The sequence below is a fragment of the Agrobacterium sp. NPDC089420 genome, assembly GCF_044900305.1.
Classification (GTDB): domain Bacteria; phylum Pseudomonadota; class Alphaproteobacteria; order Rhizobiales; family Rhizobiaceae; genus Agrobacterium.
This window is the reverse complement of the sequence record NZ_JBJDMY010000013.1, coordinates 161,491-183,374: the sequence shown is the minus strand read 5'-3', so window position 1 is coordinate 183,374 and position 21,884 is coordinate 161,491. Positions and strand designations below refer to the sequence as shown.

Genomic DNA, 21,884 nt, shown 5'->3' with positions numbered 1-21,884 from the left:
ACCGGCAAAGCTGACATTGGCGGGGTTGAGCAGATTGTAGTTCTGGAACGAGAACCACAGCGTCATCGCCAGAGGCACGATCATCCAAACCAGCAGCAGCAGCACCGATGGCGCAAGCATCAAACGCGCTAACCCGCTCGTGTTTCGTGTTGCCATGAGTTTTTCCTCCCTGACCGATCCCCGCAACGTCTCCCGCAGGGCATCCGAATTTACGATTGTTTCAGTGGCGACCTTCGCCGGTTGCCGCGTGGTAAGTCGCCAGCACCTGATCCACCGCCGCGACCAGAACCTCCTCCATAGGCTTGCCCGCAACCGCCGCGAGCGGCAATTCGCCGAGATATTGGCGCAGCAGGGTTTCGGGAATTGTCTTCCCATCCAGCGCCTTGTGCAAGGCGGAAACGGCTGCAAGCGCCTCCGGCCGCGTCCAGTAATAACGGATGCGGTCGCTGTAGCTGTAGTGGCGCTGCAATCGCAGCGTGATGTCGTCGCCATGGTAATGACCCTGCCAGTCGCCCGGTGCGTCGAGCATCAGCTTTTCCATGGTTTGCGCCAGCGGCCGCTCGCCATAATCGCCGACCATCTCGGATGCGATCATGTCGAGAGCGTAAAGCGCCTCGCGGTAGGCGAAGGTGAGGCCGGGGCCGACTTTCAGGATCGGATAGCCGTCGCGCACCAGCGCCGTCAGGGCAGGTTCCGTCTGGTAATCGGTGGAATGAGCCTCGAACACCAGTTGTGGCTCGCCGTCCAGAACGGCGCTCAGCGCTTCGGCGGCCTGCGGATCGTAAGCGACGACGTTATCGCTGCCGAATTCCACGCCGGGCTGCACGACAAAGGCGATGACCCGTTCGAAGGCTTGCGAAAGACCGTGCTGCTCGAAGATTTCCCGATGAAGATCGATGGTCTTGCGCGCCGCCTGCGGCTGCGTCGGGGCGACGGTGTCGAGCACATGATCGGCGCCGCCAGGCACCGGCACTTCGGTGCCGAGAATATAAAGCGGTTTGGGCAGATCGGCATCGGCGGCGGCCTTTTCGGCGACGGCCGCGAGTTTGGCGGCGCGGTTGGCGATGGTGACGTCATCCAGCGCCGCCGGCTCACCGGCGCAGCCCATCGATGCATCAAGGTGGATCTTGCGAAAGCCCGATGTCACATAGGCCTCGACCATGGCGGCGGCTTTTGTCAGCGCGTCTTCGGCCTTCTCCCTGCGCCAGGGATTGGGGCCGAGATGATCGCCGCCGAAAATCAGGAACTCGCCGGGCAGCCCCTCTTCCGCAGCGATGCTGTTGACGAAGGCAACGAAATCACGCGGCGTCATGCCGGTATAACCGCCCAGATGATTGACCTGGTTGCAGGTCGCCTCGATCAGCACGGATGTCTCGCTGGCGGCGGCGCGGCGGATCGCGGCGCGCAGCACCACGGGATGGGCCGAGCAGACCGAGGTGATGCCAAAGACTTTGCCGCTGCGGCGTGCGGCGGCGAGGTTTTCCAATATGCCGGTCATCGGGTTTCTCCGGAAGGTCGCGCGGCCATGAAGGCGTCGAGTTCGGCAAGACTGGCCGCGCCCTCCATCGGGCCACGCCTGGTGACATTGTGCGCGCCCGATGCATTGGCATAAGCGAGCGCCTTTTCGGGGTGCATGCCAAGGCGGCGGCAGGTGAGGTAGGTTGCGCCGAAACAGTCGCCCGCGCCGGTCGGGTCGATTTCCACGACCTTCAGGCCAGCGGCGTCGATGCGTCCGTGGGCGCGGCTGAAATGGCTCGCCCCTTTCGCGCCGCGCTTCAGCACGATTTCGCCGATGCCGGCGGCGAGGAGCTTTTCTATCGCCGCATCCTCGTCATCGAGACCCGAGGCGGCCTGAAGTTCCTCCCCCGAGGGAAGCAGGAGATCGGTGACGGCAAGGAGATCGTCGATCAGCCGGCGGCCGTCGTTGCCCTGCGCCAGTTCCTTGCGGATATTCGGATCGAAAGACACCGAGCCGCCGCGTGCCCTGACGCTCCTGATCGCCTCCAGAATGATGTCGCCGATGCCCGCAATCGCGAAGGCCGATCCCATGACGTGCACATGGCCCGCTCTCTGGATGAGCGCCTGTGCCGCAACCGTCATGTGCGTTTGGCTGGCCGCCGAATGGGCAATGTTGAAAACAAAGTCGCGTGCGCCGTTTTCGCGGTAGCGCACGAAAGCGCTGCCGGTCGGCCGCTCGGGAATGGTGGCGATGGCCGAGACGTCGACGCCGTCGCGGCGCAGCCTTTCGACGTTGAGGCGACCGAAATCGTCGTCACCGACTGCGGCGATGATGCCGGCGGTGCCGCCGCACCGTGCCACCTGATCGATGAAGATCGCCGGCGCACCGCTCGGGAAGGGACCGATCAGCGATTGTGGTGCCAGAAAACCGTCGCCCACCGTCGTCGCCATGATTTCCACGAGGATTTCGCCAGCCGTAACGGTCGGTCCCTTCGTGTGCGGCGCCAGTGCGGATGCCTGCCTCATCGTCTCCTCCATATGCATTCGGCTTGTGTGCCTCCGGCGGGGGAAATCCCGCCATCCAGGCGCTTTCAGTTTCCGGATATCATTTAAAAATTTACGCGCGTCAATATATTGTTCGGCAAAAAAATTATTGCGATGCAGCAGAATTCATATGCTCTGAAATAAATATTTGCAACTTTATGTCAGTAAAAACAGCGCATTGAGGGTTTCTAAATCAATGCTGCCCTCTTGTGGCATATTTTTCGATGTTGACAATTCATGCAGATTTGCGAGATAAAAATTTTACGCATGTATTATTATGCGTGGACATCCGTAAAGGAGGAGCGGGTCTCATGAGCAAATTCATTGGAATTCTGTCATCGTCAGTGGTCGGCGCCGGTCTTTTGGCCGGGCTGGCGCAGGCGGAGGAAATCAACATCGCCACGGTCAACAATGGCGACATGATCATCATGCAGAAGCTTTCCAGCGCCTGGGAGAAGGAAACGGGCAACAAGATCAACTGGATCGTGCTGGAAGAGAATGTCCTGCGGGAACGTGTCACCACCGATATCGCCACCAATGGCGGCCAGTTCGACATCATGACCATCGGCGGTTACGAAGCGCCGATCTGGGGCAAGCAGGGCTGGCTGGCGCCGGTCGACGATCTCGGCGACGATTATGATTACGCCGATCTGCTAGACCCGATCAAAAAGGGCCTGACGGTGGACGGCAAGCTTTACGCCGTGCCGTTCTACACCGAAAGCTCGTTCACGCTTTACCGCAAGGACCTGTTCGATGCCGCCGGCCTGAAGATGCCGGACAATCCGACCTACGACCAGATCAAGGACTTTGCCGCCAAGCTGACCGACAAGTCGAAACAGCAATATGGCATCTGCCTGCGCGGCAAGCCGGGCTGGGGCGAAAACATGGCCTTCCTCGGCACCATGATCAACACCTATGGCGGCCGCTGGTTCGACATGGACTGGAAACCGCAGCTGACCAGCGAGCCGTGGAAAAAGGCGATCGCGGATTATGTGGCGCTGATGACCTCCTACGGCCCGCCCGGTGCGGCAGCCAACGGCTTCAACGAGAACCAGACGCTGTTTTCATCCGGCCATTGCGCCATGTGGATCGACGCCACCTCGGCGGCGGGCCGCGTCTACGACCCCAAGCAGAGCCAGGTTGCCGACAAGACCGCGTTTACGCGTGCTCCGGTCGAGGTAACGCCGAACGGTTCGAGCTGGTCGTGGTCCTGGAACCTTGCAATTCCAAACAGCACGAAGAAGCTTGAAACCGCCAAGTCCTTTGTCAAATGGGCGACCTCGAAGTCCTATGTGAAAACGGTTGGTGAAAGCGAAGGCTGGGTGGCCGTGCCGCCGGGCACGCGCAAATCCACCTATGAGCTGCCGGAATACAAGAAGGCCGCACCTTTTGCGGATACCGTGCTGAAGGCGATCATGTCTGCCGATCCGTCCAAGCCGACCAAGGATCCGGTGCCCTATACCGGCGTGCAGTTCGTCGCCATACCGGAATTCCAGTCCATCGGCACGGTTGTCGGCCAGCAGATCGCGGCCGCCCTTTCCGGCCAGCAGACCGTCGATGCGGCGCTCGAAGGCGCGCAGAAACAGGTCGAGCGTGACATGACCCGCGCGGGCTACATCAAGTAGCCGCGTCCTCCCGGCGTGCCGCCCGTTCGCCTTCTGGCGGCGGGCGGCATGGGTGGGGATTGAGGGCCAGTTCTTCCCTCATTCCTGTGCCTGTCACAGGAATCCAGTCAGCCCAAGTCTTTGGGCTGAAAGGACTCTCTCGCCGCGCAGACGCGCGTCGGCTGGATTCCTGTGACAAGCACAGGAATGAGGGGAGTGAGGAAAAGCATCGAACAACAAACGAGCATGGCCAATTGACCCGCCATGCATCACGGAGATCGACATGAGATTGAACAACAAGGTTGCGCTGATCACCGGCGCGGCCCGCGGTATCGGCCTTGGTTTTGCACAGGCTTTTGCCGATGAGGGCGCAAAGGTCGTCATCGCCGATATCGATATCGCCCGGGCGACGGCGTCGGCTGCGGCCATCGGCCCTGCCGCCAAGGCCGTGAAGCTCGATGTGACCGACCTTGCCGAGATCGATGCGGTGGTGAAGACGGTCGATGAGGAATTCGGCGGCATCGATATTCTCGTCAACAATGCCGCGATCTTCGACATGGCGCCGATCAACGGCATTACCGAAGAGAGCTATGAGCGGGTGTTCGACATCAATCTCAAGGGGCCGCTGTTCATGATGAAGGCCGTCTCCAATGTCATGATCGAGCGCGCGCGCGGCGGCAAGATCATCAATATGGCAAGCCAGGCCGGCCGGCGCGGCGAGGCGCTGGTGACGCTTTATTGCGCCTCCAAGGCGGCGATCATTTCCGCCACGCAGTCGGCGGCGTTGGCGCTCGTCAAGCACGGCATCAATGTCAACGCCATTGCGCCGGGTGTGGTGGATGGCGAGCATTGGGAAGTGGTCGATGCGCATTTCGCCAAATGGGAAGGCCTGAAGCCCGGCGAGAAGAAGGCGGCGGTGGCCAAATCCGTGCCGATCGGCCGTTTTGCGACACCCGATGACATCAAGGGGCTGGCGGTTTTCCTCGCCTCTTCAGATAGCGATTATATTCTCGCCCAGACATATAATGTCGACGGCGGCAACTGGATGAGCTGAAAAGCCGGAGATGACCATGCATGCCATTCAATTCGTCGAGAAGGGACAGGCTGTGCTGGCGGAGGTTCCGGTCGCCGATCTGCCGCCGGGCCACGCGCTCGTGCGGGTCAAGGCTTCGGGGCTTTGCCATACCGATATCGATGTGCTCCACGCGCGTTATGGCGACGGCGCCTTTCCCGTCATTCCGGGACATGAATATGCCGGTGAAGTTGCGGCCGTTGCCGCTGACGTGACCGGCTTCAAGGCGGGAGACCGGGTGGTGGTCGATCCCAATCTGCCCTGCGGCATATGTCCGAGTTGCAGGAAGGGTCTGACCAACCTTTGCAGCACGCTGAAAGCTTACGGCGTTTCCCACAATGGCGGCTTTGCCGAATTCAGCGTGGTGCGTGCCGATCACCTGCATGGCATCGATTCCATGCCCTATCATGTCGCAGCGCTGGCCGAGCCGCTTGCCTGCGTCGTCAATGGCATGCAGAGCGCAGGTATCGGCGAGAAGGGTGCGGTTCCCGAAAGCGCGCTCGTTTTCGGCGCCGGCCCCATCGGCCTGCTGCTTGCCTTGTCGTTGAAATCGCGCGGCATCGCGACGGTGACGATTGCCGATATCAATGAAAGCAGGCTGGCCTTTGCCGAAGATCTCGGGCTTCGGACGGCGATTTCGGGTTCCGAGGCGCTCTCGCGGCAACAAAAATCTTTCGATTTCGTGGCGGATGCAACGGGTATAGCCCCCGTCGCGGAAGCGATGATCCCGCTGGTCGCGGATGGCGGCACGGCGCTATTTTTTGGCGTCTGCGCGCCGGATGCCCGGATTTCGGTCGCACCTTTCGAAATCTTCCGGCGTCAGCTGAAGCTTGTCGGTTCCCATTCTCTGAACCGTAACATACCGCAGGCGCTTGCCATTCTGGAGACGGATGGCGATCTCATGGCGCGGCTCGTCTCGCACCGGCTGCCGCTTTCGGAGATGCTGCCGTTCTTTACGAAGAAACCATCCGATCCGGCCACGATGAAAGTGCAATTTGCGGCCGATTGATCGTTTGGCCGTTGATAACCGCGTCCGACCGGCTTTTCGTGCGAAGGCCGGTCGATATAAAGTACCACATGTAATCTCTCATGGGGGCAAGCACTTTGGCCAAATCTATCAGGACGATGGAAGAATTTTCGGAGTTCGTCGGCCTATCGCGCCCGACCGTTTCGAAATACTTCAATGATCCGGCCTCGGTCCGCAAGAAGACGCGGGATGCCATCGAGGATGCGCTGAAGAAATCGGGCTTCCGGCCGAATATCTTTGCCGTCAACCTCAACCGCCGCCGCTCCAACATTATCGGCATCATCATCCCCAATTCCACCGATCCGTTCTACATGGCGCTGACAAGCCGCATCGAACTGATCGCCAACGAGGCGGGTTTCCTTGCTTTCGTGCTGTCTTCGGACGGCAAGGCGGAAATCGAAGACCGCGCCATCCGCACCTTCAAGTCGATGAATGTGGCAGGTGCGATTATTGCCCCGCTTGGTGTCAAATCCCACCGCGCCACGCTGGAGCAGCTCGCTGCCAGCATTCCGATCGTTTATGTCGATTCGCCGCTCGACGAGACCTCCGCCTTTGTCGGCACCGACAACCGCCAGAGCGTCGGGCTGATGGTGGATTATCTCTGCCGCTCGGGCGAGCCGCCCTGTTTCTTCGACATGCCGCAGGTCAATACCAATGCCGCCACGCGGCGCACGGCCTATGAGGAGGCCATGCGCCGCCTCGGTTTCGAGCCGCATGTGATCGACGTGCCGGGCGACATCACCTGGGAGTTCGAACGCTTTGCCTTCGAGGAAGCGAGCCGCCTGCTGGACCGGCGGGAGCATTTGCCGTCGCGCACGATCTTATGCGCCAATGACCGTATTGCTTTCGGCGTCATCGCCGCCGCTTTCCAGAAGGGCATCCGGGTCGGCCACGGCGCGGAATACGATCTCCGTGTCGCCGGCCATGACGATCATCCGCTGTCGCGTTATGCCTGCCCGCCCATTACCACGGTGGCGCAGAACTATAACGAGATCGGCAGGCTGTCGATCGAGCTTCTGTTGCAGAAGCTGGATGAGGAGGCGGATGACGCGACCAGAATGCGTGAGCGAATCCTGCTCAGCGCCGATCTGATGCTGCGTAAATCGGCCTGATAAATTGTTAGATAAACTAAACGAAAAATCTGATTTTCTAAATAGAACTAATATCTGAACGCTCCTACTCTGGTCTCAAGGTTGCTTTGGGAGGCGACCGCGAGAGCCGGCGCAAAGGTGCCGGAATCCGGGAGGAACGTCAGATCGTCATGCCGCCAGCGCCGCGAGGGGGACCTTCGCAGCCTCGGTGTCGCATGGCCTTCGCCGGGAAACTGGACCCTCTCGCCAGCAATTTCCCCAGCGAAGGATGTCAAAACATGAATCTCCATTCTCTTCTGTCAGCGCGTGCAGCCGGCGGCAAACCTGTCCGGGTCGGTCTTATCGGCGCCGGCAAGTTCGGCTCCATGGTGCTGGCGCAGGCGCAGCGCATCGCCGGTTTCCACATGGTCGCCGTCGCAGACCTCAATGTCGGCAAGGCCAGGGAATCGTTTGACCGCGTCGGCTGGCCGAAGGAACGTTACGATGCGACGAGCTGCGCCGACGCGCTGAAGAGCGGCAAGACCTATGTGACCGACGATGTGAACGAGCTTTTTGCCTGCGGCGAGATCGAATGCGTGATCGAGGCGACCGGCCATCCGCTGGCCGGCGCGCGCCATGCACTGGGCGCCATCGACCACAACAAACACGTCGTCATGGTCAATGTCGAAGCCGACGTCATGGTCGGGCCGATCCTTGCGGAAAAGGCCCGGGCCAAGGGCCTGATCTATTCCATGGCGTATGGCGATCAGCCGGCGCTGATCTGCGAGCTGGTCGACTGGGCGCGCGCCACCGGCTTCGAGGTCGTTTCCGCCGGCAAGGGCATGAATTTCGAGCCGCGTTACCGTTATTCGACGCCGGACACGGTCTGGGGTTATTTCGGCTGGACGGACGAGGAAGTGGCCAAGGGCGACTTCAATCCGAAAATGTACAATTCCTTCACCGACGGCACCAAGGCGGCCATCGAAATGGCGGCCGTCGCCAACGGCACGGGGCTGGATTGCCCGGATGACGGTCTGGCCTTCCCGCCGGCCGGCCTGCACGATCTCGCCCGCGTCTTCCGTCCCGCTGCCGATGGCGGCCGCATGGCGCGTTCCGGCCTCGTGGATATTGCCGCGAGCCAGGAGCCGGATGGCCGCGAGGTGTTCAATAACATTCGCTACGGCGTGTTCGTCACCTTCAAGGCGCATAATGAATATGCCCGCGCCTGCTTCAAGCAATATGGTCTCTTGACCGACCCCTCCGGCTGGTACGCCTCCATGTGGCGTCCCTTCCACATCATCGGGCTGGAAACCTCGATCAGCGTGCTCTCCGCCGTGCTGCGCAACGAAGCGACCGGTTGCTCGAAGGAGTTCCGCGGCGATGCCGTCGCCACGGCGAAGAAGGATATGGCACCGGGTGAGATGCTCGACGGTGAGGGCGGTTACGCGGTCTGGGCCAATGCCATTCCGGCCACCCGCAGCCTCGACATCAAGGCGCTGCCGATCGGCCTTGCCCATAATGTCAAGCTGAAGCGCGCCATCAAGAAGGACCAGATCGTCAGCTTCGACGATGTGGAGGTGGTCAATGATCTCGATGTGGTGAAGCTGCGCCAGGACATGGAAAACCGCTTCCGTCCGCAAAAAGACGCCGCGGCGTAATGGACGGGAGAGAGGACATGTCGAAGGGAGCTTTCGTGGTGATCGCAGAATTCCGGGTGAAGCCCGAAGCGATGGACGCCTTTCTCGATGCTGCCCGGGATGATGCTACCCATTCGGTTCAGGATGAACCGGGTTGCCAGCAGTTCGATGTTGTCCGGCCGGAAACCGGAAACAATGTGGTGTTCTACGAGGTCTATGACGACAGGCAGGCTTTCGACGACCATCTGAAGACACCGCATCTCGACCGGTTTCGGGAAGCATTTCCCGCCCTCATCGAAGAAGAACTGCCGGTCCGCTTTTTAAACCGGCAATGGCTCTGAAGGATGGAAATAATGGCTGACATTCGCCGGATCGCCGTTATCGGAACGGGCATCATGGGCGCTCCGATGGCGGGGCGTCTGGCGGAGGCCGGGTTTTCCGTCAAGGCCTGGAACCGCAGCGCTGAAAAAGCTGCGGTTCTGGCGGCAAAGGGCGTGCAGCCGACGTCCACGGCTGCCGAAGCTGCGGCCGAAGCCGATGTCGTCATCTGCATGCTGAGTTCCGGGCCGGTCTGCGACGAGGTTCTGCTCGGTGCCTCGGGTGTCGTTTCCACCATGAAGCCCGGTGCTATTCTGCTGGTGATGAGTTCCATCCCGGTCGACAGCGCACGGGAACAGGCTGAGGCGGCCAAGGTTTATGGCGTCGCTTATGTCGACGCACCGGTTTCCGGCGGTGAAAAAGGGGCGATCGAGGGAACACTCGCCATCATGGCCGGCGGTGAACAGCGGGATGTGGATGCATTGCGGCCACTCCTCAATTGCCTTGGCCGCGTCACCCATGTCGGGCCGGTGGGCTGCGGCTCATTGGCCAAGCTTGCCAACCAGCTGATCGTCGCTTCGACAATCTGCGCCATTGCCGAAGCTTTGACGCTGGTTGAAGCGGGGGGAGCCGACCCGGCGCAGGTGCGCCAGGCTTTGCTGGGCGGTTTTGCCGAGTCCACCGTCTTCCGCCAGCACGGAAAACGCATGGTGGAAGCCGATTTCCGCCCCGGCGGCCCGGCGAAATATCAGGTCAAGGATACGTCCACGGCGCTGGCCTTCGCCAGAAGCCGGGGCCTCAGACTACCGGTGGGCGAGGAGGTTGACCGGCTGTTCCGCTCCATGGTCGAGCATGGCGCGGGCGAGCTTGATCACAGCGGTGTGATCCTTGAAATTAAGCGCATGAACGCGTTCGGAGGAACGCTTGAAACTGTCTAGAGATAACAAGGGAGGAACACATGAAAATTTCGAAACTTTACGGGCTGGCTCTCGCCGCCACCATGCTGGTCGCATCCATCGCACAGGCCGAAACGCTGACGCTTTCGACGCCGGATGCCGACAATTCCGAAATCACGCTCGCCGCCAACAAGTTTGCCGAGATCGTTTCGAAAAAGACCGACGGCAAACTCAAGATCAAGGTATTTCCGAACGGCACGCTGTATGGCGGCGACCCTTCGGCGGGCGTCAAGCAGCTGGCGGGCGGTTCGCTGGACATGCTGTTGAACTCCACCTCGCTTTACGCGACATTCAATCCGAAGTTCACCGCCATCGCCATTCCCTACCAGTTCCGCGATATCGACCAGCTCCGGGTCTATCTCGACAGCGATCTCGGCAAGGAGCTTTCCACCGGCCTGAGCAAGATCGGCATTCTCGGGCTTGATCTCTGGTCGCGGCCGCTGCGCCAGATCACCAATTCCAAGGCGCCGATCAAATCGCCGGCCGATTTGAAGGGCATGAAGCTGCGGGTGCCGAACAATCCGCTCTGGGTCGAGTTCTTCGGCGCCATGGGGGCTGCCCCGACACCGATGGCCTTCGCTGAAGTTTACAATGCGCTCCAGCTCAAGGTCGTCGATGGACAGGAAAATCCGGTCAACGTGCCGGTCAGCGCCAAGCTTTACGAGGTGCAGAAGTATCTGACGATCAGCAACCACATTGCCGATGCCTGGGTTCTGGGCATGAACCCGGCCCGCTTCGAAGGTCTCGACGAGGGCTTCAAGACGGCGCTGAAGGAGGCGGCGACTGAAACCGAGCTTTGGAAGGCCGAAAACGACGCTGCCGATATCGACAAGTCGCTCGAAACGCTGAAGAAAAACGGCATGGAGGTCAACACGCTGACCGACGACGAGCGCAAGGCGTTCGTAGAGGTCGCGGCCGGGCTTTCGGCCAAGTTCTCGGCTCTCGTGAAAGATCAGGTGTTCTTCGACAAGACGCAGGCTTTCCTTAAGACGAACTGACGTTTCCCGCAGTTGGAGGCCGGGCCTGCATCTTTTGGCAGGCCCGGCCGTCCCCAAACGTCAGCAGGCGTTGCTTTGCCGGAAAGGCAGGGTGGCATTCGTTTCACCGGATATCCGGTTTCAGCAGTGGAAGGGTATTGTCATGCGCGATACGAAACCTTCGGTGCTCGGCACCATCGTAAAACTCATCGCCGATATAGCCGCGGGGGCAGCCTGTGCCGGCATTCTCATCGTCGTGCTTCTTCAGGTCATCGGCCGCCTCATCGGCAGTCCGCTTCCCTGGACAGAGGAGGCGACCCGCTTTCTTTTCATCTGGATGGTCTTCCTTGGCCTTGCCGCCGGTTTCCGCACCGTGGAAAGCGCCCGTGTCGTGGTGTTTCTGGTGCTGTTCCACCGCTTCTTCCGGCGGCTGGCGGTGCCGATCTATGTCGGTTCATCGGTGTTCTTCTTCGGCATGATGGGCTGGACGGGCCTGACACTGGTGCGCCAGCAGATCATGATGAACGAGACCGCCGCCACTTTGCCGATCCCGATGTGGGCCATCGGCATGGTTTTGCCCGTTTCCGCCATCATCGCCGTGCTCGCCATCATCGAATCGTTGCGCAGCCGCCGGGAGCTCATCGCGCTTCCCGAGCTTGGCCTGCCGGCGGACGAGATCGCCCATGCCGATATCTCCATTTCAGCAGGACATTGAGCCATGTCGGTCTTTCTTCTCGTCGCCTTTTTCGGTCTCAGCATGCTCGGCGTGCCGCTTGCCATTGCGCTGGCGCTCGCCAGCGTCGGCACGCTGTGGCTCTTCACCTCCATGCCCATGGACCTGCTGTCGCAGACGATGTTCTCGTCGATGAACTCCTTCCTGCTCGTCGCCGTGCCGCTGTTCATTCTCGTTGGCACGGTCATGGAGCGGGGGCGGGTGGCGGAGCGCATCTTCGATTTCGCCGAGGCCATGGTCGGCTGGCTTCCCGGCGGGCTTGGCCACGTCAACGTCATCTCCTCGGTGATCTTTTCCGGCGTCTCCGGCTCGTCCGTCGCCGATATCGCCTCGGTCGGCGCCATCGAGATCAAGGCCATGGAGCGGCATGGATTTCCGAAGGGTTATGCCGTCGGCATGACGCTCTGCACCTCCACGCTCTCCTCGATCATTCCGCCGTCGATCCTGATCGTCATTGCCGGCTCGATCGCCAACGTGTCCATCGGTACGCTGCTGATCGCAGGCCTCGTGCCCGGCCTCTTTATCGCCTTCGCGTTTCTGGTCTTCAACCATTTCTATTCGGTGCATTACGGTTACAATCCGCCGACGCCGTTCAATGTCCGTCTGGTGGTGGTCACCGGTCTGCGCGCCATCCTGCCGATGCTGACCCCGCTGATCCTCATCATCGGCATTGCCAGCGGACTGTTCACGCCAACGGAGGCGGCTGCCATTGCGGTGGTTTATGTGGCGGTGCTCGGCGTCATCGTCTACCGCACGTTGCCGGTGCGCGAACTGCCGGAAATATTGATCTCGACGGCGCGCATTTCCGGCACGATCCTGTTCATCGCCGCCACCTCGCAGCTTGCCGCGTGGATATTCACCTTCGACGGCCTGCCGGAGCAGGTGGCTGATCTCCTGAAGGCGATGGATCTCGGGCCGATGTCCGGCATGCTGGTCATCTTCGTGTTCCTGCTCATCATCGGAATCTTCATGGAAGCCATTCCGGCGATGTTCATCCTCATCCCGGTGCTGATGCCGCCGGTCGAGGCGCTCGGCATCGACCCCATTCATTTCCTGATCGTGACTGTCATGACGCTGACGCTCGGGCTTGTGACGCCGCCGGTGGGGGTCTGCCTGTTTGCCGCAGCCCAGGTGGCGAATATGAAGATCGAGGATGTCATTCGTGGTTCGCTGGCGCCGATGACGGTGCTGACGCTTGCCATCTTTGCGCTGGTGCTGTTCCCGGTGCTGACGCTTGGGCCGATCCGGCTGATGGGGCTTTATTGACGCGAAAACGGATTGCCTGAAACCTCAGACAACGCGGCGGGCTTGCCACTCGTCGCGTTGTTTCCGCATCCACTCCAGAAACAGCATCACCTTTCTCTGTCGCAGATGGGAATGCGGGCAGACGATCCATTGCGTCACGAGCTTGATGCGTGGTGCGTCCGTCACGGCCGGCACCAGCATTTTATCCTGCAGCTCCCGCTCCATCATCAAGGTGCTTTCCAGCGCCACGCCGATGCCGAGAACGGCGGCATCGATGGCCATGTGGCTGCGGTCGAACAGGACACGCCGCCAGCGCTTTTCGGCCGTCACGCCCGCCAGCGGAAACCAGTGGTTCCATTGCGCCTGCGCCTTGACCGAATGGATAAGCCGCTGGTTCTGCAATTCCTCGGGCAGAAATTTACCCGCACCCTGATAATTCGGCGAACAGACCGGCAGGAATTCCTCCTCCACCAGCCCTTCGACGAAGAGGCCCGGCCAGCGGCCATCGCCATGGCGCAATTCTATATCGACGAGTTCCTGCGAAAAATCTGTCGGCTCGTTGGTGCCGTCGAGGCGCACTTCCAGTTCCGGGTGTTCCTCCAGAAACGAGCCGAGACGCGGCAGCAGCCATTTGTTGGATATGGTCGGCGTTGCCCGGATCGTCAGCGTGGTGACCGAACGGAAGCCGCGAATACTGTCGGTGGCGTCTGATATCTGCTCGATCTGGGCGGTGATCATCGAAAAATACCGCTCGCCCGCCTCGGTCAATGTCACCTTGCGGCCGGTTCGCGCCATCAGCGTCGTGCCAAGCTGGCCTTCCAGAACCTGTATCTGCTGGGAAACGGCCGAAGGAGTGACGCTCAATTCCTCCGCCGCCCGGGAAATGCTGCCGGCCCTTGCTGCGGCATGGAAGATGAGGATCGATTTTATCGGTATCTGCATCGGTGGGGTTCGCTCAACGAAATAGGGCGGTCACCTGAGTATCACAGGTGACCGCCGTGTTGAAAAGCGTTGAAGGCGAGGCTTTTAGCGGTGGCTCGGCAGTTTTGGCAGGAACACCGTCAGAAGGCCGAGCAGCGGCATGTAGGAGCAGATGCGGTAGACGAATTCGATGCCTTCCTTATCGGCATAGACGCCGAGAACCGCAGCGCCGATGCCGCCAAAACCGAAGGCGAAACCGAAGAACATGCCGGCAATCAGGCCGACGCGTCCCGGCACCAGTTCCTGCGCGAAGACGACGATGGCCGAGAAGGCGGAGGAAAAGACGAAGCCGATGACGACCACGAGAACCGCCGTCCAGAACAGGTTGGCATAGGGCAGCAGCAACGCGAAGGGAATGACGCCGAGGATCGAGAACCAGATGACGACGCGTGAGCCGAAACGGTCGCCGATCGGGCCGCCGAAGAACACGCCCAGTGCCGAAGCGCCGAGGAAAAGGAACAGCAGAACCTGCGCGTCCTGTACGCCGAGACCGAACTTGTCGATGGTGTAGAAGGTGAAGTAGCTGGACAGGCTGGCGAGATAGGCGTTCTTGGTGGCGGTCAGGACCACCAGCACCAGAAGCGTCAGCATCACGGTGCCGCGTGCCAGCGGCAGGGCACGGCTGGCTGGCGCCTTGCCGACGGTTGCGCGGCGGTGGCGGGTGTACCAGACGCCGACCCAAGACAGCACGCCGAATCCCAGCAGCGCGATCAGCGAGAACCAGCTGAGGCTCGACTGACCAAGCGGGATGACGATGAAGGCGGCGAGCAGCGGGCCAATCGCCGTGCCGGTATTGCCGCCGACCTGGAAGAAGGATTGCGCCAGCCCATGACGGCCGCCGGAGGCCAGGCGTGCGACGCGGGAGGCTTCCGGATGGAAGATCGCCGAGCCTATGCCGATGAGGCAGGCGCCGATTACCAGAACCTCGAAGCTGTGGGCAAAGGCGAGCGTGATGAGGCCGGCGCAGGTGGACAGCATGGCGACGGGCAGCGAGAACGGCATGGGCCAGCGGTCGGTCACCATGCCGACAACAGGCTGCAGCAACGATGCGGTGACCTGAAAGGCGAAAGTGAGCAGGCCGATCTGCACGAAATCGAGCGCATAATTGGCCTTCAGCAGCGGGTAAAGCGACGTCAGCAGCGATTGCATGATGTCGTTCAGCATATGGCAGAAGCTGGCGGCTGCGATGATCGAAAACGCCGTGCGTTGCGGGTTGAACCCGGCGCTGGTGACGGTGGCCATGATTTATCCTCTCCAGATTCCCGCTGACGAAGCGGGAAACATGTCTTTATTTCTTCCCGCTTTTATTCATATTGTTTCTGGCCTGCATTTGTGTTCTGGACGATTTTCTTTGTGAGTGGGCCAAATGGCAAAAATCAAGTCGTTGGTCTACGGCTCCTTCTCGGCCGAAGACCACAACTATATGCTGAACCTGATCGACGGCACCAACGAACCGGTGCTGGCGCTTTGCCGCACCTATTCCAAGGGGCACCTGGGACCGGTCCACAGCCATCGCCGGACGCAGATCTGGTACGCCCATCAAGGCGTCGTTCTGGTCAGCACCGCAGATGGCCGCTGGATGATCCCGCCCGGCCACGGGCTCATTATTCCCGCCGGGTTGGAACACGAATCTGAGACCATTTCGACGGTGGAAATGCATTCGATCTACGTTCATCCCGACCTGTTTCAGGCGGAGGTGCCAAGGGTGGTGGAAATCACCCCACTTGCCTCCAGCCTGATTGCGGAATTGTTGAGCGAAGAGCATCAACCGGTCGCCTTCCATCGGCGCGGTCTGGTGCGGGCGCTGTTGCTGGACGAAATCAACCGTCTGCCGGAACGCCCGCTCGGATTGCCATTTCCCGGCAATCAGCGCCTTGCCGGATTATGCCGCGATTTCCTGAACAGGCCTGTGGCGCGGGTGGAGATCGATGACTGGGCGGCCGCCATGGGCATCAGCCGGCGCTCGTTTACACGGTTGTTTCGCAAGGAACTGGGGGTGAGCTTCGTCACCTGGCGTCAGCAGGCCTGCATTTTCGCCTCGCTGCCAAGGCTTGCGGCGGGAGAGGCCGTAACCAATGTGGCGCTGGATGCCGGTTATGAGAACATCCCGGCTTTCACCACCATGTTCCGGCGAATGCTGGGCAGCTCGCCCAGGGCCTATCGTCAGGCGGCGCGGCAGCGCAGCGCTGCTTCTTCCGACTTGGAAGATATAGGGGACTAGGCTTAACGCTCCTCATCCCTGTGCTTGTCACAGGGATCCAGCCAGCCCAAGTCCTTGGGCTGAGAGGGATTCCTTCCCGCCGCGCAGACGCGCGTCGGCTGGATTCCTGTGACAAGCACAGGAATGAGGGGTGGAGATGGGACGGGTCGGCACCATGTAGGTTGCTTACGGTAACGGCTGCATCGGAAATACCCTAAGCCGCAGCCGCCCGCATGTCGCGGCGGAAATCGGAAGGCGACATGCCGGCGATTTGGCGAAAGGCCTTGTTGAAGGCGCTGACGGAGCCGAAGCCGCTTTCCATGGCGATCTGCAGGATGTTGTCCTTGCCGGTCATCAGCATCGCCTGCGCGCGGGAAAGCCGCAGCAGGGTCAGGTATTTGATCAGCGTCATGCCGGTGGATTTGCGGAACAGGTTCATCGCATATTTCGGATGAAGCGAGGCGGCGCGGGCAATATCGGCCGCGTCGATGTCATCGAGAAAATTGGCCGCGATGAAATCGCACATACGCACGACGCCAATGGAGGGCGCCATGCTTTCGTCGTCCTGCTTGCGTTGTCTATCCAGGGCGGCGGACATGATGGAATAGGGTTCGAGAAACATCCGCTCGACCCTGAGCAGCAATTCCTCCACCGCGTGCTGCGCCTTTGCCGGATCACCTGAGGTAACGTAACGAAACCAGCGGCCGAAATTTTCCGCATCGGCCTTGTCCGTCTCCGCGCTCACCATCGTCGCGCCACCCATCAGCAGACTGGAGACGGTGGCCGGGAAGCGCATGCGGAAGAAATGGACGAGCGGCAGATGGGCGCCGGCATAAAAGGAATCGTCCGAACAATAATCCATCTGATGCGGTTGCCCGCCCCAGAAAATACACATCTCACCGGCCTTCAGCGAAAGCTCATGGTCGCCCATCAGATAATGCACCGATCCCGACATCACGTAGTTTACCTCCACCTGCGCGTGCCAGTGCGGCCGCAGCATGACGGGCGGATGATTGTGAAAAAGCTGAAGCGTCGTTGGCATGCCTTCAATGCTGCTTGCACCGGGCTGGTAGAATGCTCTTTCGACAATCTTACTTTTCGCCAAATCGATGTTCCCTTTTTACGAGACAGATTTCCTGCTGCCGCTAATGTGCCCATGTTCGCTGAAGAACGGCAATTGAAAAAGGGAGGTTTTCAATGTGCTTGAAATTTCTTGGCGCGTCCACGGCCATGCTGCTGCTCGCAGCGCCGGCCCTCGCGCAAACCGAGACCGTTACCATCTGGAGCTGGAATGTCGCGGCTTCCGCGCTGAAATCCACGGTGGAGGGCTTCAACAAGCAGAATCCGGATATCAAGATCGTCGTTGAAGACCTTGGAAACAATCAGGTTTTTGACAAGACGCTGGCCGCCTGCGCAGCCGGCGGCGATGGTCTTCCTGATATCGTCACCATCGAGAATTTCGAGGCGGAACTGTTCTGGAGTCGTTTCCCCGATTGTTTCGCCAATCTGACCGAGCTTGGCTACACGCCTGAGAAACAGGCGCTTTTCCCGGACTTCAAACGCACGGAGCTGGAGGTCGACGGTGTCGCTTATGCGGTTCCGTGGGATTCCGGCCCAGTGGCGGTATTTTATCGCCGCGACTTCTATGAGAAGGCAGGCGTCGATCCGGCCACGATCAAAAGCTGGGACGATTTCATCGCCGCCGGCAAGAAGGTCATGGCCGCCAATCCCGGCACCGTCATGGCGCAGGCCGACTTCAACGGTGATAGCGAATGGTTTCGCATGATCGCCAATGAGCAGGGATGCGGTTACTTTTCGACCGATGGCCAAAGCATCACCATCAATCAGCCCGCCTGTGTCGCGACCCTTGAAAAGGTCAAGGAGATGAAGGATGCGGGCATCATCACGGCGGCGATCTGGGATGAAAAAATCCAGGCCAACACCGCCGGCAAGGCCGCCAGCCAGATGTATGGCGCCTGGTATGAAGGCACGGTTCGTTCCGGCTCACCCGACCTTTCCGGCAAATGGGGCGTCTATCTGATGCCGAGCCTGACGCCGGATGGTCCGCATGCGGCCAATCTCGGCGGTTCGTCGCTGGCGATCAGCTCGACGTCTCAGCACAAGGAAGCGGCGTGGAAATATATCGATTACGCGCTGACGACCAATGAAGGTCAGGTGACGATGCTGAAATCCTTTGGCCTGGTTCCCTCGCTGCTGTCGGCCGTCGACGATCCTTTCGTCAAGGAAAAGCAGCCCTACTGGGGCGGTCAGGCCGTCTGGACCGATATTCTCGCCACCCTGCCGAAGATCGTGCCGAGCCGCGGCACAGCGTTCCAGTCGGATGCGGATGCGATCTACAAGGCGACGCAGACGAAATATTTCGCGGGCGGATATCCGGATGCGAAAGCTGCGCTTGACGATGCGGCCAAGCAGATCGAGACGGCCACGGGGCTGCCGGTCGCGCAGTAAACCGGCGGTTTAGGAACCGAGCGGGCGCCACGAATTTCTTCTCCCCGCCGGGGAGAGGGTCGCGGCAGCGGGATGAGGGGGCGGCGTCAGCGATAGGCCGAGAGCTTGCCCCCTCATCCCACCCTTCGGGCCAGCTTCTCCCTCACGGGAAGAAGAAACCTGCGGGCACCGCCTTGCGACGCCTTTCCCTCAAACGGGGGCGGGCCTCTTCCAAGCTTTTCCATTTATCCGGCCAAATCGCCGGCATCTGGAGGTCGTCATGCCGTCAAGGAACAGGATCGCTTACGCGTTTCTTGCGCCCTATCTGCTGATTTTCGCCACCTTCTGGGTCTGGCCGATCATCAGCTCGTTCATGCTGTCGTTCCAGAACACGCGCATCAATCCGTGGCGGTTCGCACCCGCCATGAACTGGGGGCGGCTCGTTTCCGATCCTGCCTTTTACAATGCGCTTTATAACACACTGATCATCCTGGTCATTCAGGTGCCGGTGATGATCGCGCTCGCCACCGTCATGGCAGTGCTGCTGAACTCGCCGCTGCTGAAGGCGCGGCCGCTTTATCGTTTCGCCTTTTTCGCGCCTGTTGTCGTCGGCGAGGTCGCTTATGCGGCGGTGTTCCGGCTGATGTTCAGCGCCGATTTCGGCATCATCAACAAACTTATCACCTCCGTCGGCCTGTCGCCGATCTCGTGGTTCGACAATGCCAATGCCGCCATGGCGCTCGTCATCATCGCCGTCACCTGGCGCTGGGCGGGGTACAACGCCATCATCATATTGGCCGGGCTGCAATCCATTCCGGGTGATGTCTACGAGGCGGCGACGCTGGACAGGGTGAGCAAGCGCCAGCAATTCCTTTACATCACCCTGCCGCTCCTCAAACCCATCATCCTGTTCTGCGTCGTCCTGTCGGTCATCGGCACCATGCAGCTGTTTGCCGAGCCTTTCCTCATCACCAATCGCGGCGGGCCGGGCGGCGGCACGGAGACGCTGGGGCTGTTCCTGTACCGCCAGGGCTTTACCTCGCTCAATTTCGGTTACGCCTCGGCCATCGCCTACACCATGGCGGCGCTCGCCATCGCCATTTCGCTGCTTAATCTCTGGGTCGGGAGGGAGCCGAAATGAGATCGAAGTCGAGGTCGCTTTTCTGGCAGAAGATCGCGCTGCATGCGGCTCTGACGCCGCTCGCCATCATCTGGCTGTTTCCGTTGTGGATGATGTTCGTGTTCTCGACCATGCCGGATTACGGCATTTTCAGCCCGGACATCGTGCTCGTTCCCTCCAGCAATTTCGTCGAGAATTTCAACAACCTGCAGGCGGATACGAATTTTCTCAGGGCGATGTTCATCTCGATCACCGTCGCCGTCATCTACACGGTTCTTTCCGTACTGCTGACATCGATGGCGGGCTGGGCGCTGGCGCGTTACCGTTTCGCCGGACGCGGGGTGGTGATCGCCATCATCCTCGGCACCATCACCCTGCCTTTCGCGGTCGTCGTCATTCCGCAATTCATCATGGTGGCGCGGGAGTTCAAGCTCGCCAACACCTGGGTGGCGCTGATCGTGCCGCCGCTGTTCAATTCGCTCGGCGTGCTGTTCATGCGGCAATCCTTCTCGATGATGCCGACCGAGCTTTTTGATGCGGCACGGGTGGAGGGCGTGAAGGAGTGGCAGATCTTCCTGCGCATCGCCCTGCCATTGGCGCGGCCCACCATGGCGGCGCTGTCGATCATCCTCTTCTTGGCCTCGTGGAACAACTATCTCTGGCCGCTTCTCATCAATTCCCGCCCAGGAATGATGACCGCACCCGTGGCGCTTGGCACCCTCATCGGGCTGACCAAGGTGTCATGGGGCGGCATCATGGCCGGTGCGGTGCTGCTCACCGCGCCCATCCTCGTGGTTTTCGTGGCGTTGCAGCGTCACTTCATCGCCGGCATTTCCGCCGGGGCAGTCAAGTAAGGGGAGGCCGCATGGCGGAACTTTCGCTCAGGAACGTGGTCAAGCGTTACGGCGCGCTGGAAGTCGTCCATGGCGCTAATCTGGAGGTGGAGGACGGGGAATTCGTCGTTTTCGTCGGCCCGTCCGGCTGCGGCAAATCCACGCTTCTCAGAATGATCGCCGGGCTGGAAGACATTTCCGGCGGCGATATCGTGATTGGCGGCAAGACGGTCAGCGACGCCGATCCGGCCGATCGCGGCATCGCCATGGTGTTCCAGTCCTATGCGCTTTATCCGCATATGACGGTCGCCGAAAATCTCTCCTTCGGCCTCAGGATGAACGGCAACCCGAAGGCGGATACGCAAAAGCGGGTCAACCGCGCCGCCGAAATCCTGCAGATCAACGAATTGATGGACCGCCGGCCGAAACAGCTCTCCGGCGGCCAGCGCCAGCGTGTCGCCATCGGCCGCGCCATCGTGCGTGAACCGCAGGTCTTCCTGTTCGACGAGCCGCTGTCGAACCTCGACGCCGAATTGCGGGTTCAGATGCGCGTGGAAATCTCGCGGCTGCACAAGCAGTTCGGCACCACGATGATTTATGTCACCCATGACCAGACCGAGGCGATGACGCTGGCCGACAAGATCGTCGTGCTGCGGGCGGGCAATATCGAACAGGTCGGTGCGCCGCTCGATCTCTACGACGATCCCGCCAACCGTTTCGTTGCCGGTTTCGTCGGTTCACCGAAAATGAATTTTCTCGACGCCACCATCATCGGCAGCGGCGCGGAGAGCGTGACGCTCTCGCTGGACAGCGATCCCGCGGTGCGGCTGACCCTGCCCGTAAAGGACCGTTTGAACGAGGGCGCAAAGGTTTCGCTCGGCATCCGGCCCGAACATTTCGCCGATGCGGGTGCCGGCGATGCCGATCTCACCGTTCATGTCGATGTCGCCGAACATCTCGGCAATACCAGCTACGTCTATGCCCGCGCGCAAGGCGGCGAGCAGCTTATCATCGAACGGCCGGAATCGCGCGATGTCGGCAATCGCGACCGGCTGACTGTCGGCCTTTCCGCCCGCAAGGCGTTCCTTTTCGACAGCAAGGGCGAACGCCTGCGCTGACCCTTCTCCCAAGCACCAATGCTCATAGGAAAGACGAGGATTT

At 60.6% G+C, this 21,884-nt stretch carries 20 protein-coding genes and 1 pseudogene; 15 read left to right on the top strand and 6 right to left on the bottom strand.

Going from position 1 to position 21,884, the window contains the following annotated elements; translation table 11 throughout:
• The 3 genes and pseudogenes from ACI2KA_RS19705 to ACI2KA_RS19695 form a co-directional block, all read right to left on the bottom strand.
• Positions 1-156: pseudogene (locus ACI2KA_RS19705) on the bottom strand (sugar ABC transporter permease); the annotation flags it as partial.
• Between the two features lie 64 nt (positions 157-220).
• Entirely contained in the window at positions 221-1,498 is a 1,278-nt protein-coding gene (locus tag ACI2KA_RS19700) for a D-tagatose-bisphosphate aldolase, class II, non-catalytic subunit (protein WP_404504145.1), read from the bottom strand.
• Positions 1,495-2,502, bottom strand: coding sequence for a sugar kinase (locus ACI2KA_RS19695; RefSeq protein WP_404504144.1), 1,008 nt, complete (start codon positions 2,500-2,502; stop codon positions 1,495-1,497). Before ACI2KA_RS19695 ends, ACI2KA_RS19700 begins: the two co-directional genes overlap by 4 nt.
• Positions 2,503-2,813: 311 nt before the next feature.
• Here ACI2KA_RS19695 and ACI2KA_RS19690 point away from each other — a divergent pair, with 311 nt between their 5' ends.
• The 10 genes from ACI2KA_RS19690 to ACI2KA_RS19645 all read left to right on the top strand — a co-directional run bounded on the left by ACI2KA_RS19690 (position 2,814) and on the right by ACI2KA_RS19645 (position 13,162).
• Positions 2,814-4,127 (top strand): ABC transporter substrate-binding protein, encoded by a 1,314-nt coding sequence (locus ACI2KA_RS19690; RefSeq protein ID WP_404504143.1) that lies wholly within the window; start codon positions 2,814-2,816, stop codon positions 4,125-4,127.
• 262 nt (positions 4,128-4,389) lie between these two features.
• Entirely contained in the window at positions 4,390-5,160 is a 771-nt protein-coding gene (locus ACI2KA_RS19685; RefSeq protein WP_404504142.1) for a galactitol 2-dehydrogenase, read from the top strand.
• A 16-nt stretch (positions 5,161-5,176) separates the two neighbouring features.
• The gene (locus ACI2KA_RS19680; protein WP_404504141.1) at positions 5,177-6,187 is read left to right on the top strand and encodes a D-altritol 5-dehydrogenase; all 1,011 of its coding nucleotides are present in this window, start codon (positions 5,177-5,179) and stop codon (positions 6,185-6,187) included.
• Positions 6,188-6,303: 116 nt separating this feature from the next.
• Complete coding sequence (locus ACI2KA_RS19675) at positions 6,304-7,317, top strand: LacI family DNA-binding transcriptional regulator (RefSeq protein WP_404504151.1); 1,014 nt, start codon at positions 6,304-6,306, stop codon at positions 7,315-7,317.
• 257 nt (positions 7,318-7,574) lie between these two features.
• A complete protein-coding gene (locus ACI2KA_RS19670) occupies positions 7,575-8,933 on the top strand; it encodes an NAD(P)H-dependent oxidoreductase (RefSeq protein ID WP_404504140.1) in 1,359 nt (452 codons plus the stop codon).
• 17 nt (positions 8,934-8,950) lie between these two features.
• A complete protein-coding gene (locus ACI2KA_RS19665) occupies positions 8,951-9,253 on the top strand; it encodes a putative quinol monooxygenase (protein WP_404504139.1) in 303 nt (100 codons plus the stop codon).
• Positions 9,254-9,265: 12 nt separating this feature from the next.
• Complete coding sequence (locus ACI2KA_RS19660) at positions 9,266-10,168, top strand: NAD(P)-dependent oxidoreductase (RefSeq protein ID WP_404504138.1); 903 nt, start codon at positions 9,266-9,268, stop codon at positions 10,166-10,168.
• A gap of 20 nt (positions 10,169-10,188) precedes the next feature.
• Positions 10,189-11,184, top strand: coding sequence for a DctP family TRAP transporter solute-binding subunit (locus ACI2KA_RS19655; protein WP_404504137.1), 996 nt, complete (start codon positions 10,189-10,191; stop codon positions 11,182-11,184).
• A gap of 142 nt (positions 11,185-11,326) precedes the next feature.
• Positions 11,327-11,878 (top strand): TRAP transporter small permease, encoded by a 552-nt coding sequence (locus ACI2KA_RS19650; RefSeq protein ID WP_269709742.1) that lies wholly within the window; start codon positions 11,327-11,329, stop codon positions 11,876-11,878.
• A 3-nt stretch (positions 11,879-11,881) separates the two neighbouring features.
• Positions 11,882-13,162: a TRAP transporter large permease gene (locus tag ACI2KA_RS19645; protein ID WP_404504136.1), complete on the top strand. Its 1,281-nt coding sequence runs from the start codon at positions 11,882-11,884 to the stop codon at positions 13,160-13,162.
• Positions 13,163-13,186: 24 nt separating this feature from the next.
• On the opposite strand, the gene ACI2KA_RS19640 is transcribed toward ACI2KA_RS19645, so the two are convergent.
• Together ACI2KA_RS19640 and ACI2KA_RS19635 are read right to left on the bottom strand one after the other, a co-directional pair.
• Entirely contained in the window at positions 13,187-14,083 is an 897-nt protein-coding gene (locus ACI2KA_RS19640) for a LysR substrate-binding domain-containing protein (RefSeq protein ID WP_404504135.1), read from the bottom strand.
• A gap of 84 nt (positions 14,084-14,167) precedes the next feature.
• A complete protein-coding gene (locus tag ACI2KA_RS19635) occupies positions 14,168-15,364 on the bottom strand; it encodes an MFS transporter (protein WP_404504134.1) in 1,197 nt (398 codons plus the stop codon).
• A gap of 124 nt (positions 15,365-15,488) precedes the next feature.
• Between ACI2KA_RS19635 and ACI2KA_RS19630 the strand changes: the two genes are divergently transcribed.
• Positions 15,489-16,343 carry an AraC family transcriptional regulator gene (locus ACI2KA_RS19630; protein WP_404504133.1) on the top strand — a complete coding sequence of 285 codons (855 nt, stop codon included), beginning with the start codon at positions 15,489-15,491 and terminating at the stop codon, positions 16,341-16,343.
• Between the two features lie 193 nt (positions 16,344-16,536).
• On the opposite strand, the gene ACI2KA_RS19625 is transcribed toward ACI2KA_RS19630, so the two are convergent.
• Positions 16,537-17,433: a helix-turn-helix domain-containing protein gene (locus ACI2KA_RS19625; RefSeq protein WP_404504150.1), complete on the bottom strand. Its 897-nt coding sequence runs from the start codon at positions 17,431-17,433 to the stop codon at positions 16,537-16,539.
• A gap of 86 nt (positions 17,434-17,519) precedes the next feature.
• On the opposite strand from ACI2KA_RS19625, the gene ACI2KA_RS19620 reads away from it, so the two are divergent.
• From ACI2KA_RS19620 to ACI2KA_RS19605, 4 genes are all read left to right on the top strand, one after another.
• A complete protein-coding gene (locus tag ACI2KA_RS19620) occupies positions 17,520-18,791 on the top strand; it encodes an ABC transporter substrate-binding protein (RefSeq protein ID WP_404504132.1) in 1,272 nt (423 codons plus the stop codon).
• Between the two features lie 259 nt (positions 18,792-19,050).
• Positions 19,051-19,911 (top strand): carbohydrate ABC transporter permease, encoded by an 861-nt coding sequence (locus tag ACI2KA_RS19615; RefSeq protein ID WP_404504131.1) that lies wholly within the window; start codon positions 19,051-19,053, stop codon positions 19,909-19,911.
• Positions 19,908-20,744, top strand: a complete 837-nt coding sequence (locus ACI2KA_RS19610; protein ID WP_404504130.1) for a carbohydrate ABC transporter permease — start codon at positions 19,908-19,910, stop codon at positions 20,742-20,744. The genes ACI2KA_RS19615 and ACI2KA_RS19610 overlap by 4 nt, the downstream gene beginning before the upstream one ends.
• Positions 20,745-20,755: 11 nt before the next feature.
• The gene (locus tag ACI2KA_RS19605) at positions 20,756-21,841 is read left to right on the top strand and encodes an ABC transporter ATP-binding protein (protein WP_404504129.1); all 1,086 of its coding nucleotides are present in this window, start codon (positions 20,756-20,758) and stop codon (positions 21,839-21,841) included.
• Positions 21,842-21,884: the final 43 nt, after the last annotated feature.

Coding starts and splice junctions, on each gene's coding strand:
- ACI2KA_RS19700 (WP_404504145.1), bottom strand. CDS start 1,498: ATGACCGGCATATTGGAAAACCTCGCCGCCGCACGCCGCAGCGGCAAA.
- ACI2KA_RS19695 (WP_404504144.1), bottom strand. CDS start 2,502: ATGCATATGGAGGAGACGATGAGGCAGGCATCCGCACTGGCGCCGCAC.
- ACI2KA_RS19690 (WP_404504143.1), top strand. CDS start 2,814: ATGAGCAAATTCATTGGAATTCTGTCATCGTCAGTGGTCGGCGCCGGT.
- ACI2KA_RS19685 (WP_404504142.1), top strand. CDS start 4,390: ATGAGATTGAACAACAAGGTTGCGCTGATCACCGGCGCGGCCCGCGGT.
- ACI2KA_RS19680 (WP_404504141.1), top strand. CDS start 5,177: ATGCATGCCATTCAATTCGTCGAGAAGGGACAGGCTGTGCTGGCGGAG.
- ACI2KA_RS19675 (WP_404504151.1), top strand. CDS start 6,304: ATGGAAGAATTTTCGGAGTTCGTCGGCCTATCGCGCCCGACCGTTTCG.
- ACI2KA_RS19670 (WP_404504140.1), top strand. CDS start 7,575: ATGAATCTCCATTCTCTTCTGTCAGCGCGTGCAGCCGGCGGCAAACCT.
- ACI2KA_RS19665 (WP_404504139.1), top strand. CDS start 8,951: ATGTCGAAGGGAGCTTTCGTGGTGATCGCAGAATTCCGGGTGAAGCCC.
- ACI2KA_RS19660 (WP_404504138.1), top strand. CDS start 9,266: ATGGCTGACATTCGCCGGATCGCCGTTATCGGAACGGGCATCATGGGC.
- ACI2KA_RS19655 (WP_404504137.1), top strand. CDS start 10,189: ATGAAAATTTCGAAACTTTACGGGCTGGCTCTCGCCGCCACCATGCTG.
- ACI2KA_RS19650 (WP_269709742.1), top strand. CDS start 11,327: ATGCGCGATACGAAACCTTCGGTGCTCGGCACCATCGTAAAACTCATC.
- ACI2KA_RS19645 (WP_404504136.1), top strand. CDS start 11,882: ATGTCGGTCTTTCTTCTCGTCGCCTTTTTCGGTCTCAGCATGCTCGGC.
- ACI2KA_RS19640 (WP_404504135.1), bottom strand. CDS start 14,083: ATGCAGATACCGATAAAATCGATCCTCATCTTCCATGCCGCAGCAAGG.
- ACI2KA_RS19635 (WP_404504134.1), bottom strand. CDS start 15,364: ATGGCCACCGTCACCAGCGCCGGGTTCAACCCGCAACGCACGGCGTTT.
- ACI2KA_RS19630 (WP_404504133.1), top strand. CDS start 15,489: ATGGCAAAAATCAAGTCGTTGGTCTACGGCTCCTTCTCGGCCGAAGAC.
- ACI2KA_RS19620 (WP_404504132.1), top strand. CDS start 17,520: ATGTGCTTGAAATTTCTTGGCGCGTCCACGGCCATGCTGCTGCTCGCA.
- ACI2KA_RS19615 (WP_404504131.1), top strand. CDS start 19,051: ATGCCGTCAAGGAACAGGATCGCTTACGCGTTTCTTGCGCCCTATCTG.
- ACI2KA_RS19610 (WP_404504130.1), top strand. CDS start 19,908: ATGAGATCGAAGTCGAGGTCGCTTTTCTGGCAGAAGATCGCGCTGCAT.
- ACI2KA_RS19605 (WP_404504129.1), top strand. CDS start 20,756: ATGGCGGAACTTTCGCTCAGGAACGTGGTCAAGCGTTACGGCGCGCTG.